The organism is Eubacteriaceae bacterium ES3, from assembly GCA_030586155.1.
In the GTDB taxonomy this organism is placed as follows: Bacteria; Bacillota; Clostridia; order Eubacteriales; family Eubacteriaceae; genus Acetobacterium.
Map to the genome: position 1 here is coordinate 2,377,253 of CP130741.1, position 14,271 is coordinate 2,391,523.

The 14,271-nt window shown below is 46.2% G+C and carries 11 protein-coding genes; all 11 read right to left on the minus strand.

Annotated features, from left to right (window positions below):
• Positions 1 to 26 precede the first annotated feature (26 nt).
• Genes yqeB through hydA form a run of 11 tightly spaced genes read right to left on the minus strand, consistent with a single transcriptional unit; the run spans position 27 to position 14,210 of the window.
• The gene (gene yqeB, locus Q5O24_10940) at positions 27 to 842 is read right to left on the minus strand and encodes a selenium-dependent molybdenum cofactor biosynthesis protein YqeB (protein ID WKY46868.1); all 816 of its coding nucleotides are present in this window, start codon (positions 840 to 842) and stop codon (positions 27 to 29) included.
• Positions 843 to 874: 32 nt separating this feature from the next.
• Entirely contained in the window at positions 875 to 2,059 is a 1,185-nt protein-coding gene (locus Q5O24_10945) for a YgeY family selenium metabolism-linked hydrolase (protein WKY46869.1), read from the minus strand.
• Positions 2,060 to 2,070: 11 nt separating this feature from the next.
• Positions 2,071 to 3,267 (minus strand): diaminopropionate ammonia-lyase, encoded by a 1,197-nt coding sequence (dpaL, locus tag Q5O24_10950; GenBank protein WKY46870.1) that lies wholly within the window; start codon positions 3,265 to 3,267, stop codon positions 2,071 to 2,073.
• A gap of 30 nt (positions 3,268 to 3,297) precedes the next feature.
• A complete protein-coding gene (locus Q5O24_10955) occupies positions 3,298 to 6,060 on the minus strand; it encodes a molybdopterin-dependent oxidoreductase (GenBank protein WKY46871.1) in 2,763 nt (920 codons plus the stop codon).
• A 15-nt stretch (positions 6,061 to 6,075) separates the two neighbouring features.
• On the minus strand, positions 6,076 to 6,696 hold the full coding sequence (locus Q5O24_10960) for a flavodoxin family protein (protein ID WKY46872.1): 621 nt from the start codon (positions 6,694 to 6,696) through the stop codon (positions 6,076 to 6,078).
• Positions 6,697 to 6,728: 32 nt separating this feature from the next.
• Complete coding sequence (locus tag Q5O24_10965) at positions 6,729 to 8,987, minus strand: molybdopterin-dependent oxidoreductase (GenBank protein WKY46873.1); 2,259 nt, start codon at positions 8,985 to 8,987, stop codon at positions 6,729 to 6,731.
• Positions 8,987 to 9,460 carry a (2Fe-2S)-binding protein gene (locus tag Q5O24_10970; protein ID WKY46874.1) on the minus strand — a complete coding sequence of 158 codons (474 nt, stop codon included), beginning with the start codon at positions 9,458 to 9,460 and terminating at the stop codon, positions 8,987 to 8,989. The genes Q5O24_10965 and Q5O24_10970 overlap by 1 nt, the downstream gene beginning before the upstream one ends.
• Positions 9,460 to 10,350: a membrane dipeptidase gene (locus Q5O24_10975; protein WKY46875.1), complete on the minus strand. Its 891-nt coding sequence runs from the start codon at positions 10,348 to 10,350 to the stop codon at positions 9,460 to 9,462. Before Q5O24_10975 ends, Q5O24_10970 begins: the two co-directional genes overlap by 1 nt.
• Before the next feature lie 4 nt (positions 10,351 to 10,354).
• Positions 10,355 to 11,488 (minus strand): 4Fe-4S binding protein, encoded by a 1,134-nt coding sequence (locus Q5O24_10980; protein ID WKY46876.1) that lies wholly within the window; start codon positions 11,486 to 11,488, stop codon positions 10,355 to 10,357.
• A gap of 3 nt (positions 11,489 to 11,491) precedes the next feature.
• Positions 11,492 to 12,811: an amidohydrolase family protein gene (locus Q5O24_10985; protein WKY46877.1), complete on the minus strand. Its 1,320-nt coding sequence runs from the start codon at positions 12,809 to 12,811 to the stop codon at positions 11,492 to 11,494.
• Between the two features lie 13 nt (positions 12,812 to 12,824).
• Positions 12,825 to 14,210, minus strand: coding sequence for a dihydropyrimidinase (gene hydA, locus Q5O24_10990; protein ID WKY46878.1), 1,386 nt, complete (start codon positions 14,208 to 14,210; stop codon positions 12,825 to 12,827).
• Positions 14,211 to 14,271: the final 61 nt, after the last annotated feature.

Below are 14,271 nucleotides of genomic sequence, written 5' to 3' on the forward strand. Positions count from 1 at the left end.
GTTATCTATAAACTTTTAAGTTCTTTTTAATTACAGACGCCATACAAAACCGCTTCTAAGACACTGCCTGCTATACACCTGGCTTTATCAGATATGGTGAAGCAATTTTTCAATTCCTCAGTTCGTGGATCGATATCAGCAATTTTAAAACCTTGTGTTACATTATATCCGTCACGAATTAAGCCACGGATAATGCCCGAAATTGAGGCTTCCACCGGATGAGCTCCATCACTGTTTTCAATAATCGCGATTTCCTGGCCTTTTGTTACTGCATCACCGATGCTCTTAACATTTCTGATTAACCCCTGATGTGAAGCATGAATCACTCGATCGCTGGTATGGCCTGCAATGCTGCCTGGAATACCGGTATTGGCGATTGCTGTTCCCTTTCGAATGATACGACCAAGGTTATGTCCTCGCATAGTTTCAATCACCACATCTACATCTACACCTGCGGTAAAACCCGGTCCCAAAGCAATTGTCAAGGGTGCCATCTCATAATCTGTCCCCAGATTTTTTTTCGCCAGAATTGCGTCGACGACAACTTGAGGTTTTAGTCTGCTAATCCACAATCCCTGAGGATCAATAAGAACCGGAATATTTCTCTCAGACAAGGTTCTTTCGATTTCAGATGCAGTATCAACATGAATCGCCTTTACTCCTTCAATAGTCGCCTGTCCATCGTAAACAGCTTCAGAGAATGATACCTGCCGCCTGATAGCAGAAGGTTCTTCCACCTCCAGCACAACCACTTTAAAACCGCTGGAATGCAGTCTGTGAATCGTACCAGTAGCGATATCACCTCCGCCTCTAACAACTATTAAAACATCTTTTAGCTTCATGATCCCTCCTGACCACTTCAATCCACCTTCCGTTAAACGAGATATGCTTCCATAATACCCATGTAAGACTCAACGGCACCGGTCAACTGACCAAGTTCGATGTACTCATCGATGGTATGAGCCAGTTTCTCATCAGACGGCCCCAAACCAATTGTCTCAATTCCCGCTTCTCCCGCATAATGGCTGCCGTTAGTGCAGAAGTTGTAATAGGTCACTTGCGGTTTGAAACCTTTGTCTTCAAGATGCTTTTTAACAGTCTGAACAGTTTCTGAATTTTCATCCATCAGCCATCCAGGAAAGAAACGCTCGCCTTTTATCTTTTCACCAGTATAGCAATCTTCTTCGCCAACAGCAAAAGAAACTTTGGCATCAACCTCTTTGTCTTCCGCGGACAGGGCATCAATCACAGCCTGAATGGGTGCCAGCACGCTTTCTTTGGTATCCCCAACCAGTAGTCGTCGGTCATAAGTTGCCTTGCAGTAAGACGGTACAACCGATGCACCTGGATAAGGACTTGATTTGATATCAGTCAGTTCCAGAATCCCTTTGCCCAGAATCGGATGGACCGGTGCTTCGATTTCTCGGATTGCCCCAATCACCTTAGCCATTGCATAGACCGCGTTTTTACCAGCCTCTGGACTGGCCGAATGGGCCGGTACACCAAATGTTTCCACAACCACTTCGCCTCGTCCCCGCTGTCCAATCTTTAGATTTAAGTTGGAAGCTTCGCCAATTACCACCAGGTCCGGCTGAACCGACTCACTCATCTTTCTGGCTGCGATTCCTTCAAAGCACTCTTCATGAACAATCCCTGCCACATATATTTCACCAGGAAATTGCTTCTGAGTCTTTTTAGCAAACTGAGCTGCCGCACTGGCCATAGCAGCAATAGCCCCTTTCATGTCCGAAGTTCCTCTTCCATACAGACGATCTTCCACTATTTCGCCAGCAAAAGGGTCCTTGCTCCAATCAGCCAGATCTCCAACAGGCACCGTATCCATATGTCCATCGAAAAGGATTTTTTTCCCTGGTGCGTTTCCTTTTATAACACCATAAATGTTGCCATAGGCATCGACGACAGCATTATCAAATCCGTTATCATTAAAAAAGTTCTCCAGGACACCAGCCACACCGCTTTCATTGCCTGAATAAGACTCCTGCCTAATCAGGTCCTGACAAAGTCCGATCACCTGTGATTTCTGTTCTTCATTTAACATAGTATTCCTCCTTATGGTCTTGGATACAGACCGTCCCAAACGATACTGCGATAGTTGTCTTTGTCTGTATCCCCTTCAGTGCTGATAAAAAGCAGTGAAGAGTTTTCATTAATACCAAGCTCTTCCTTAATACTTAAAAACTTGGGGTTGGTCAGAATCTCATAGGCTGCTCCCAAACCAGCGGCCCCACTCTCTCCTGACACGATCCTGCTATCATCGCCTTCCGGTGATGACAGGACACGCATTCCCTGAGCCGCAACATAGTCATCGCAGGCAAGGTAATGATCAGCATAAGCTCTAAGAATATCGATACCTACCGTTACCGGCTCGCCACAAGCGAGACCAGCCATAATCGTATCCATATCACCATCAACCACATGAATCTGGCCGTCATTGGCTTTCATCGTTTTATAGATACAAGCTGCTTCAGTTGGTTCCACAATAATGATTTGTGGTTTATCTTCACCATAAACTGAAGCCAGGAATCCAGTTACCGCTGAGGCAAAAGATCCTACACCAGCTTGAAGAAAGACATGGGACGGCTTCTTACCGTCTAACTGCTGATAGATTTCATATGCCAGGGTCATATAACCCTGGATGATGTGAGTTGGGATGGTTTCGTAACCTGGCCAGGAAGTGTCCTGAACCATAACCCAGCCATTGTCGTTGGCATTTTGACTAGCTAGTCTTACAGCATCATCATAATTCATATCGGTTATTGAAGCATCTGCCCCTTCGCTGCGAATGTTGTCCAACCGTTCCTGAGCACTACCCTTTGGCATGTAAATCACACATTTTTGCTGCAACTGGTTGGCCGTCCAGGCCACCCCTCTACCATGGTTACCATCGGTAGCCGAAATGAAAGTCAGATCGCCCAGACGGTCTTTAACTTCACTGGAGATCATTCGTTCAAAACTCAAATTTTCGATTGGCTCACCCAGTTTTTCAGCAATATACTGGCCGATGGCGTAAGATCCGCCAAGCACCTTAAAAGCATTAAGACCGAAACGGTAGGATTCATCCTTAACATGGATTTCTCCCACACCAAGCTGACTGGCAAGGGATGACAATTCCCTTAACGGGGTCTCCTCATAAGCCGGAAAAGTCCGATGATAACCGACGACTTTCTCCGCGACTTCCATACTGACATGGTCAAGCCCCGGTTTATTATTTTTTTCATCACTGCGATGTACAATCTCTATAGACATTATTTCTTTACTCCTTTGCTGATATCTGATTTATTTCTGGTCATTCTTATTAAGACTTGCCAAAACCGCATCAGCAGTTACCGGCAGGTCATTATATTCTTTTTCCATCCCATTAGCCACCGCATTAACGATTGCGCTTAAGGATGGAACCACCGCACACTCCCCAATACTCTTGCCGCCAAAGGGACCGGAAGCTTCATTCGAATTAATAAATCCGGCCTTGATATGAGGCATATCCATTGCTCTCGGAATCGTATAATTTTTGAAATTCCGATTAGTGACCTTGCCCTGATTATCATAGATAATTCCCTCTGAAAGGGCCTGACCCATTCCCATCTGAATGCCGCCTTCTACCTGTCCTTCCAGACCCAGCGGATTCAGCGGCTTGCCCACATCATGAATTGCGACATATTTAAGAACTTTTATGGCTCCTGTCTGAGTATCGATTTGAACTTTTACAAAATGGGCCCCGTATGAAACGGCATTAGCTTCAGCTGAAAAGGTATCTGATTCGCAGATATCTTTGCCATGTTTTTCATGAGCATGGATAACCAGGTCACCGATGCTGGCTTTCGTTTTAAAATCTCTAACACTAACTGCTTCGTTATTGATGAAGTCCACATCTTTAACCGGTATATCCAGATATTCTGCGGCATATTTTTCCAAAGTTTCTCGAACTTTGACCGCTGTTACTCGGGCAGCCTGGGCCGAAATATAGGTGCCACGACTGGCATAAGCGCCAACATCAAAGAGAGTCGTTTCCGTATCAGCTTCGTGACAGGCGATTCGATCCATTGTGATCCCTAAAACTTCAGAGATAGCCATGGCCTGGAGAGTACTGGAACCATTACCCATATCCGATACACCGGTGAAGAATGTCGCCGAACCATCTTCATTCAGCTTGATCATAATGCCCGTTGTGTCAGCCATAACATTGAATAAGCCGTTGCCGTGGGCCCCGAGTGCCATTCCAACACCGATTCTATAACGGCCATTTTCCTGCTTGGATGCTGCCATTGTCGCCATTTCATCGGCCCATGAAAAATCTTCTTTTCCTTTTATGACACAATCCTTTGCTCTGGCATTACCAACATTCATCACCCCATCAGATTCCAGATCCCATGGATCTACCAGGTTTAACAGCTGGAGATCTGTTATATCCTTATTCAGCTCATGGGCAATCCGGTTAAGTTGCCGTTGTTGGGCGAAAAATCCCTGGGGCGAGCCAAACCCTCTCATCGCTGCCGCAACTGGTGTGTTGGTATAGACCGGCTGAGCATTAATCCGGATATTTTTATTCTTATGAACTTTTAGAAATTTACCGCTCATAGCCCAGGCAACGCTGGTGGAACAGCTGGTGTGGGCACCGGCATTAACAACGGCCTGGATATCCTGGGCGATAATACGTCCCTCTTCATCCACTCCAGTCTTAACTTTAACATCCATCGCATGGCGAATTCGTGATGAAGCAATGTCTTCCCGACGAGTATAAACCAGCTTGACCGGCTTCATCGCTTTCATCGAAAGCAGGGCTGCAACGGGCTCTGTCACCAGGTCCACTTTGCCGCCGAAGCCGCCGCCAATAGCCGGTCGAATCACTCGGATCTTATTCATTGACATGCCGAAAATTCGCGACAGGTTGGAACGCTGTCCAAAGACATCCTGGGTTGGTGTGTAGACCGTCAATTTACCGCTGATATCATATTGAGCAATTGAAACGTGGGGTTCCATGGCACTGTGATGAATCGGCTGCAGTGAATAAGTATCTTCGAAGACATGGGACGCTTTGGCCATTTGACCATCCACATCACCAGTCTCAATAACCGCCGGGTCCAAACAATTACCAAAGTCATGTATCTGGTAAGCATCTTCCTTCATCGCTTCCTTGGGATCTAGATAATAAGGAAGCATTTCATACTCCACGTCAATCAGCTTGACCGCCGCTTCAGCAATCTCAATTGATGTTGCTGCAACGGCCGCTACCTTATCGCCAACGTAACGAACAATCTGATCAAAGACCAATTCGCTGGGACTGGCATCTTTATCCTCCGCATTACTGTTAAAGCGAACATCCGGAGAATCTTTGTAGCAAACAACTGCTTCAACACCCTCCAAAGCTTCTGCTTTACTGGTATCAATGCTGATGATTTTTGCATGGGGATGGGGGCTGAAAAGCACCTTTGCATGAAGCATTCCTGGTAGTACAATATCCCCGGTATATTTAAGGCTCCCAGTTGCTTTAAGGTCTGCATCGATAACCGCTACCCCACGACCAATCGTACCTTTTGTCGATGCAGCTGTGACTGCTGCCTCCATGACCTGGTCCTCATGTCTCATCACTCTGGCTGCCTGCTGAATTGCTTTAACAACCTTGGCATAACCTGTACATCGACAAAGATTGCCATTAATCGCTTGCCGAATTTCATCTTCAGTGGGATCAGGATTCCGGTCAAGAAATGCCTTAATCACCATGATAATTCCCGGTGTACAGAAACCGCACTGAATAGCCCCATTGTCGATAAAAGCCTTTTGAATCGGATGCAGATCGGTGCCCTTTGAAAGACCTTCAATGGTTTCAACCGTTTTGTCTTTAACATTTTTGACGAGTGTTGTACATGATCTGACCGCTTCCCCATCCAGAATGACGGTACAGGCACCACAATCTCCCGTGCTGCAGCCGCATTTGGTGCCAGTCAGTCCGACTACTTCTCTGATGACATACATCAGTGTCCAGTTTGGTTTTGCCAGAATCTGATGTTTTTTTCCGTTGATTGTCAGTATGTAACTTTCCATACTCATGCTCCTTATCTACAGGGATTTACCCTGGCTCAACCAGGTCGCCGTTTTTGCCAGCCTGGTTCCCAAACCTTTTGCGTTATCTAGTCCAAAGGGATCATCCATCGTTGTCGAACCATCCCCTGGACTCCAAAGTGATGTTCCGGCGTAACCTGCACCACCGCTGTTGCAGACAGTGATTCCCTGGGTATGGTAGAAATTATGAATGGACTGAATGACCGCTTCCTGACCACCGTTTCTGGTGCCGCCAACAGACATGGCCGCACCGGCTTTACGGATAAAGAAATCAGGCCTGGTCATACCAATACTCCATGATGAGCGAAAACGGCTGAAGAATGCAGCCAATTGCGGCGTATAGTTCATATCATATACCGGTGAGATAATCAGAATCCCATCCGCTTCATAAAATTTATCGTAGAGCGGTGCCATATCATCTTCATAAACAGTACAACGATCCGCCTTATCTTTTAAGCATTTGTTACAGTGGATACAGGGCGCAATTTTCTTTCCCTTTAATTCAACCAGTTCAGTTTCAACCCCCTGAATCTGAGCCGCACTTTCCATTGCCGCAACCAGTGCCGTATAAGATGATTTCTTTCTTGGACTGGCGCATATTCCTAATATCTTTGTCATTTGAATTTCTCCTTTTTATCACATATTATTCTTTATTTTTTATTGAACACTGCCAGAATCCGTTCTTCATTGGCCGGCAGATCATTAATCTCATAACCGATAGCATTACTAACCGCATTAACCACAGCTGGTCCTGCCGGCACTACCGGCGATTCCCCCAGACTTTTGGCACCAAATGGTCCACCATCTTCGCCTTCTTCTATAAAGCCGAGCAGAAGCTCCGGCATCTGGCTGGCATTCATCATATTAAATCGCTTCAGCGTACTTGTCAAAGTCTTGCCTTTTTCATCAACCTTCATTCCTTCATACAAACCATATCCGATACCCATCTGGATACCACCTGCCAGCTGCCCTTCCAAAGCCATTGGATTCAAAGCTCTGCCAACATCATGAACAGCTGCGTATTTTAAAACTTGCGTTTTTCCAGTTTGAGTATCAACGCTTACCATGGCAATATGGAAGCCATAACTGTACGGACCGGAAGCTGCGGCATGAGTTTCCGAAACACAGATTTCCCGCATCGAGTTTTTCTGGCAGTTCTTCATGACTTCTTTGACCGAGACCTGTTTGTCCGGTTCAGAAATCAGACAAGCCATATTGTTGCTGATTTCGATATTGTCGGGAGTGGTTTGCAGCAGTTTCGCCGCTTCAATTTTTAATTCTTCTTTTAACTTAGAAGCTACTTTATAAGCTGCCTGACCAACAACAAAGACCCCGCGGCTGGCATAATCACCAAGATGCCACAAGCAGGCATCGGTATCCGCTTCCACTGCATCGATTTTATCAAGGGAAAGGCCTGCCACTTCGGCGACAATCGCCATCTGAGCCCCAACGTTGTCATTTCCCATATCATGGGCCCCGGTATAAAGGATAGCCGAACCGTCTTCGTTCATCTTAACCATTAGGGTGGTTACATCCCGATGAGCACCAAAACAACTGTTTCCATGAAGACCGGCCGCCATACCGACGCCAATTTTATATCGGTCATTACTTGACGCTTTTGCTTCAGCCAGCGCTTTTTCCAGACCAAAATCAGCAATTGCTTTTTCCAGACAGTCCAGAGGTCTCGGATTGCCGATTGGTGACTTGAACTTGGGATCAAGGCTATCCGGTTTAACCAGGTTGCTTCGATAAAGAGTCACCGGATCGATTCCCAGGGACATGCTGATTCTGTTCATCAATCGCTCAATCCCAAAGAAGGCCTGGGGACTACCATAACCTCGCATGGCACCGGCAACCGGTGTATTGGTGTAGACTGTCCGCCCCTGAAAACGCATGTTCTCAACCTGATACAGTTTAAAAACTTTATGCGAGGAAGCACCCAGGACGTTCAAGGCACTGGAGGCATAGGCTCCGGTATTATGGGTCATATCCATGTCAACAGCTGTCAGCCGGCCTTCATTAGTAACCCCAATTCTGACTCTCGAACGGCTGGCGTGACGAACACGGGTTGAAATCATCGTTTCTCTTCGGTTGTAGACCAGCTTCACCGGTTTGCGGCACATTTTCGATAAAACAGCGGCCACCGGTTCCAGTGTTACTTCAAGCTTGCCGCCAAAACCACCGCCAATAGCCGGGCTGTTAATTCGTACTTTATTATAGGGCAGGTCAAACAGGTCCGAGAAAATGCACCTGAAACCAAAGGAATTCTGGCAGGGTGTAAAGACCGTCAGCTTGTTGTCGTGGCGGTAATCCGCTATGGCAACGTGGGTTTCAATCGCCCCATGATGAATAGCAGGAGTAGTAAAGGTTTCTTCAAAGATATGGTCTGCGGCCTTAAAGCCGGCTTCGATGTCACCGGCTTCGACGTCACTGGTTCCAACAATATTGCTGTCACCGTGGATTGGCACCGCCCCTTCCGCCATCGCTTCAAGAGAATCAAAAACAGCCGGCAGCTCTTCATATTCCACTTCAATCAGACCAATGGCTTTTGCTGCAATCTCCGCTGTATCTGCGGCAACAGCTGCAACCCGGTCACCGACAAAGCGAACCCTGTCATCAAAAATCCGTTCAGTTTTGGGGATATCATGTTCGATAAAACGAAGCGCGCTATTGTAACGCTTGTCCGGTGTGTTCATATGGGTGGCAATCGCTCTGACACCCTTTAATTGACTGGCTTTAGTCGTATCGATGGAAATGATCTTTGCATGGGCATGGGGACTAAAGAGGACTTTTGCATAAAGCATACCCGGAAGCTTCATATCATCGACATAGACTTTACGTCCCGTGACTTTAAGCGATGCGTCACGAATCGGTGTTCCTTTTCCCAGAACGTTGAATTTTTCCTCCATCAGTCTTCCTCCTGTAAAAGTCGCGATGCCAGCATAATAGCTTCAACGATTTTCTCATAACCTGTACAGCGACACAGATTACCATCAATAGCTTTACGGATTTCTTCTTCGGTGGGAATCGGATTTCTATCAAGTAAAGCTTTGGCCGAAATAATCATTCCAGGTGTGCAGTATCCGCACTGGACGGCGCCTGCTTCAATAAAGGCCATCTGTATGGGATGCAGGACTTCACCGCTTGAAAAGCCTTCAATGGTCATGATTTGTGCACCATCTGCTTTTTTACCCTTTATTAAACAGGACTTTTGTGCACCACCGTTAAACAGCACCATACAGGCGCCGCAATCGCCAGTTGAGCATCCACATTTGGTACCGGTCAGGCCGATGACTTCTCGCAGGATGTGGAGTAATGTCCAGTTTTTCTCGATATCCAGTTCATAAGCGTCCCCATTCACCGTCATTTTGATTGTTTCCATTACCCCACCTCATTTCTGCTCTCAAAGAAGGCACTTGCATTCTCATAAAAAATCTTTTCAATAATCCTATCAGTTAAGCCCATCTGGGATAAATAAGCTTTTAAGGACATTAACTTATCGGGACAATCAAGCTCACTACTTACATCTGCTCCGTCAAAATCACTGCCGGAGGCGATGACATCCTGACCACCCAGTTCAAGCATCCGATAAATGTGTCTGAAAATCGCTTCCTTGGGCTCAAACCGACCATCACCGACAAAAGGCTCATGAAGGTTAAAACCTACCAGACCGCCCCTTCGGACAATTTCCTTAAACTGCTCATCGGTCAGATTTCGGCTATGGTCAAATACTGACCGCATATTGGAATGGGAAGCAACAAAAGGCTGACTGGTCAGTTGACAGACTTCATCAAAGCCCTGTTCATTAATATGGGAGAGATCGATGACCATTCCCTTGGTCTCCATTTCAACCACTACTTCACGACCAAACTTAGACAGACCGCCGGGCTTAAGATGACCTGAAGCGATGTCATTGCCGTTGTTCCAGGTCAGGGTCATCATCTTGAATCCCCGATTGACATAATCTGCCACCATAGAGAGTTCCCCTCCCAGGGCAGCTCCGTTTTCGATGGAAAGCAGAATCTTTCTGTTCTCCCCTAATTCAGGGTAAGTTTCTTTCAGCCAATCCAAATAAGGAAGATGGGACAAGGTATGATTGATGGCTTCTTTCCCTGACAAATCTTCAGGTACGAACACAGCGAAAAAAACCGTCAATTCATCAATATTTTGGCATTTATCCAGTGAAAAATGGCGAGAATACTCTTTTAAACCCTGTTTATTTTTCTTGAGCTCATAGAGTGTATCCATATGCAGATCAAACCATCGATTCATAACGTCACCCAATTTTTCCAGTTAGCGCACCAGTGGGACACACATCCACACAAAGACCGCATTGTCGACACTTTTGCTCGTCAAACTTCATCTCCGGAAAATCAATCTCTCGAGCATCATAGCAACAGACTGTCACACACTTTCCACAATCGACACAATGGGCTTTGCCATTCTCACAATAAGCATTGAAAGAAAATGTGAAGGGAGTCATGATTTCCTCAGAAACCATGTGCTCCAGAGCCACGCGATGAGCCTTGTCAACAGAGTCATAGCCCAGCGATTTTAGTCGTTTGGACAGGTCATAGCACATTTGTTCCACTGTTTCGACACCTTTAAGAATCCCAACCGTACAAAGACCCAAGCCGTAAGCACCGGCCATCAGGTATTCGATGGCGTCATCCACTTTCATAATACCGCCGGTGGCATACAAGTTTTTTAGCTCTGGATGCTTTTTCGCAATATCAGCATTTATCCTTAGTGCGATTGGCCTAATCGCTTCTCCGGTGAGATAGCCGTAGCCGCCAGGCGTCATCATCGCTGGACGACCGGTAGTGACATCAATCTTCAGGGCCGGGCCGATAGAGTCAATGGCACAGATACCATCAGCACCCCGTTCAAGGCATTCACTGCCAATCTCAACCACATCCGGCCAGTTGCCACTGAGTTTACAGATAACCGGAATATCGACATGATTTTTAGTGTACTCCAGCATCGGAAGCATGGTGTCTTTCGTATAGGAAACCAGCTCAATCATATGGGCTCCTGCCAGTTCGGCATCTCTGACGATGGCTTTGGCTTCTTCCGGCGTGTGGCCCACACTGGCAATTAAAGTCGCACCTGCTGCTACCGATTCAGGAATCTCCTTCTCATACCATTGAAGCCGATCAATATCCGCCCATTTCTCGCTGTTAATCAGACTGGTATTACCAATTCGACTCATATGGTTGGTCGGGTTTTCAGCCGCTTCAAGCCTGATGGTCTTTGTGACCACTGCACCAAACCCTGCCTGATGGGCCTTGATAATCCCTTCCGCCGCATAAGACAGCGGACCTGATGAAAGGATAAAGGGGCTTTGCAGCCTTTTTCCACAGAATTCAATATCGATTGCCGCACCTTCTAATCGGTTCTTATCAAACATTTGCTATTCCTCCGTATTTACAGACCAGAAGCCCTGTGCCGCCGATCGCATTTCTTCTTTTACTTCCACCGCATTTATCGTCAGCAGTTTGCCATTGCGTTTAAGCCATTTGCCATCCACCATAACGTCCATGACATTTTGGGGATTCATAAAGAGGACAATCTGCTCATAAACATTGTGATCAGTGATTGGCGTTGGCAGATCAAGTGAAACACTGATGATATCTGCATAAGCCCCTGGAGCCAATTTACCGGCTTGAGGTTTTCCAATCGCTTCTGCCCCCATTTCTGTCGCCATCTTATAGACAGTCTCAGCAGACATGACCTGGGGGTTCTTCTGGTTGGCTTTGTGCATCAGAAAGGCCCCACGCATCACTTCAAAGAAGTTGTTGATGTAGCCATCGGTTCCCAGACCGACGGTCATACCACGTTCCAGCATTTTCGTTAAAGGGGCAAACCCTCCGCCCACTTCACAATTGGAAAGCGGCATGGATACAGCCCTGACTTGTCGTTTGGCCAGTATATCCAGCTCTTGGTCTGAGACCTGTACCACCTGGGAGGCCAGAACCGATTCATCCAGATAATTATGGCCCTCATAAATGTCAACCGGCTTCTCATTTCGGTTTTTAAGACACCATTCCGGTTCATAATCGCTTTCGCTCAAATGCATATGAATCGTAGTGCCAATACTTTTGGCCATTTCTTTGGCCCTAATCACAAATTCGTCGGAACAGGTGAAAAGGGTATGGATGCTCATAATACCATCTACGAGCCCTTGAGTTTCACTGGCCTTTTCAATAAATCGCAGGTTTTCTTCCAGCCAGCCAATTCCATTCTCAGCACTGATTCTTTCACAGGCTTCAATAGAAAGGCGTCCACGCAATCCACTGGCTTCAATGATACTTTTTTCAAGTTCCAGAACCCCCGGTTTGGCCATGGGTGCTTCCAGTACATCAACAAATGAAGTAACACCGCTTTCAATCATCTCAAGACAGGCCATTTTAGTCGTAGCAGTCACCTCAGCATGATCCACACGATTTTCAATATATGGCCACCAGTAATCTTCAAGAAAATCGCTAAAATCCTCAACAATCGATGCCACATGGATGCCATGAGACAGAAATCCATACATATGGTTGTGGCCGTTAACAAATCCTGGCATCAGCATCCTGTCTTCGAATTGAAGCCGCTCATCACAAGGCTCTTTTTCAAAGTCTCTTGTAGGTCCTATACCCATAATGATCCCGTCTTCAATCAAAATGCTCCAATTTTTTTTCAAACCGTCTGTGGCCAGTAACCACTTGGCATCCATTATCATTCGCATTATGCTTCCTCCATCACTTAAAAGATCTTCTTTTGATAAACCGACCCTCGGGTATGACTAGCTTGTCCTGCATCTCATCCAATAGCAGGCCATCCTCAACCACCTGTCTGCCCCTTAAAAAAACGTGCTCAACGCTGCAATTTGTTTTCCAGTTTTCATATGGTGTGTAATCGACCTCCTGATGTTGACTATCCTTTGAAATGAGCGTTTCCTTATCCAGTCGCACAAGGATCAGATCAGCATCACTGCCCACGGCAAGACACCCTTTTTGCGGGTACATGCCAAAGATTTTTGCCGGATTTCCCGATAAAACCTGGGACAATTGGATCAGATCCATCCCTCTTTCCAAACCATGATGGATAGATAAGACCATTCGGTTTTCAACAGATGGCATCCCTTTGGGAATATTTCTGAAATCCGTCAAGTCTTCATCCTTCTGACTATGCAGATTAAAAGAGCAGTGATCGGTGGCAATATTCTGTATTACTCCTTCAAATAGACCCTGCCACAGCTTTTCCTGGTCTTCCTTTTTACGAAGAGGCGGACTTATCATGAATTTAGCCGCTTCTTGAGCTTCCAACTGGTATCGCTTCTCATCCAAAAGTAAATACTGGGGACAGGTTTCAGCGTAAATATCAGAAAAGTTTTTTCGCCCTTCAAGAATCGCATCCAGTCCGGCAGCCGAGCTCAGGTGGACAATATAGATTGGTGCCTGAACTTGAGCCGCCAAAGAAATAAAGCTGTCAATTGCTTCTACTTCTGCGTTTTCCGGTCTTGATGCCGGGTAATATGCAGGTGTTAACAACCCTTTATCTGCCATCTGGTCCTCAAGTCCTTCAATTATCTCACCACGCTCACAGTGACAACTGACCAGGGTCCCTAATTCGCCTGATGTCTTCAGGAGTTCCCTAATTGTCCCGGTATCGCCCATGCCTTCCAGGTTGGTCATATAGATTTTAAAGGAAGTGACGCCTTGTTCTTTCATTTTAACCATTTCTTCTGGCATCCGCTCATGCCATTCGATGAGGGTCATATGGAATCCATAATCACACCAGGCTTTCCCCCTGGCCTTATGATGCCAGGTATCAAGAGCTGCTTGAAGAGACTGGCCCTGACTCGGCTCGGTAAAATCAATCACTGTCGTTGTTCCACCAGCAAGGGCTGCTCTGGTACCGCGATAAAAGTCATCTGAGGTGGTTCCTCCAGACCAGGGCATATCAAAATGCGTATGGACATCAACACCACCCGGCATCAAAACCATGCCATCTGCATCAATGACTTTTTCTTCAGGTAAAAGCTTAAGCTCAGATTCAATTTCTGTAATAAGCTCTCCAATTATTCTCAGATCACCACTAAAAATATTTTCTTCTGTAACGATTCTAGCATTCTTGATTAACATACTTGACCTTTCTACGTTTGAATAACTATCTCGATAAAACGATAGAAAACGCCAGCAAGCG

What these genes read in the sequence shown, in the direction of transcription:
- yqeB (WKY46868.1), bottom strand. Translation starts at nt 842, where the DNA reads ATGAAGCTAAAAGATGTTTTAATAGTTGTTAGAGGCGGAGGTGATATC.
- Q5O24_10945 (WKY46869.1), bottom strand. Translation starts at nt 2,059, where the DNA reads ATGTTAAATGAAGAACAGAAATCACAGGTGATCGGACTTTGTCAGGAC.
- dpaL (WKY46870.1), bottom strand. Translation starts at nt 3,267, where the DNA reads ATGTCTATAGAGATTGTACATCGCAGTGATGAAAAAAATAATAAACCG.
- Q5O24_10955 (WKY46871.1), bottom strand. Translation starts at nt 6,060, where the DNA reads ATGGAAAGTTACATACTGACAATCAACGGAAAAAAACATCAGATTCTG.
- Q5O24_10960 (WKY46872.1), bottom strand. Translation starts at nt 6,696, where the DNA reads ATGACAAAGATATTAGGAATATGCGCCAGTCCAAGAAAGAAATCATCT.
- Q5O24_10965 (WKY46873.1), bottom strand. Translation starts at nt 8,987, where the DNA reads ATGGAGGAAAAATTCAACGTTCTGGGAAAAGGAACACCGATTCGTGAC.
- Q5O24_10970 (WKY46874.1), bottom strand. Translation starts at nt 9,460, where the DNA reads ATGGAAACAATCAAAATGACGGTGAATGGGGACGCTTATGAACTGGAT.
- Q5O24_10975 (WKY46875.1), bottom strand. Translation starts at nt 10,350, where the DNA reads ATGAATCGATGGTTTGATCTGCATATGGATACACTCTATGAGCTCAAG.
- Q5O24_10980 (WKY46876.1), bottom strand. Translation starts at nt 11,488, where the DNA reads ATGTTTGATAAGAACCGATTAGAAGGTGCGGCAATCGATATTGAATTC.
- Q5O24_10985 (WKY46877.1), bottom strand. Translation starts at nt 12,811, where the DNA reads ATGCGAATGATAATGGATGCCAAGTGGTTACTGGCCACAGACGGTTTG.
- hydA (WKY46878.1), bottom strand. Translation starts at nt 14,210, where the DNA reads ATGTTAATCAAGAATGCTAGAATCGTTACAGAAGAAAATATTTTTAGT.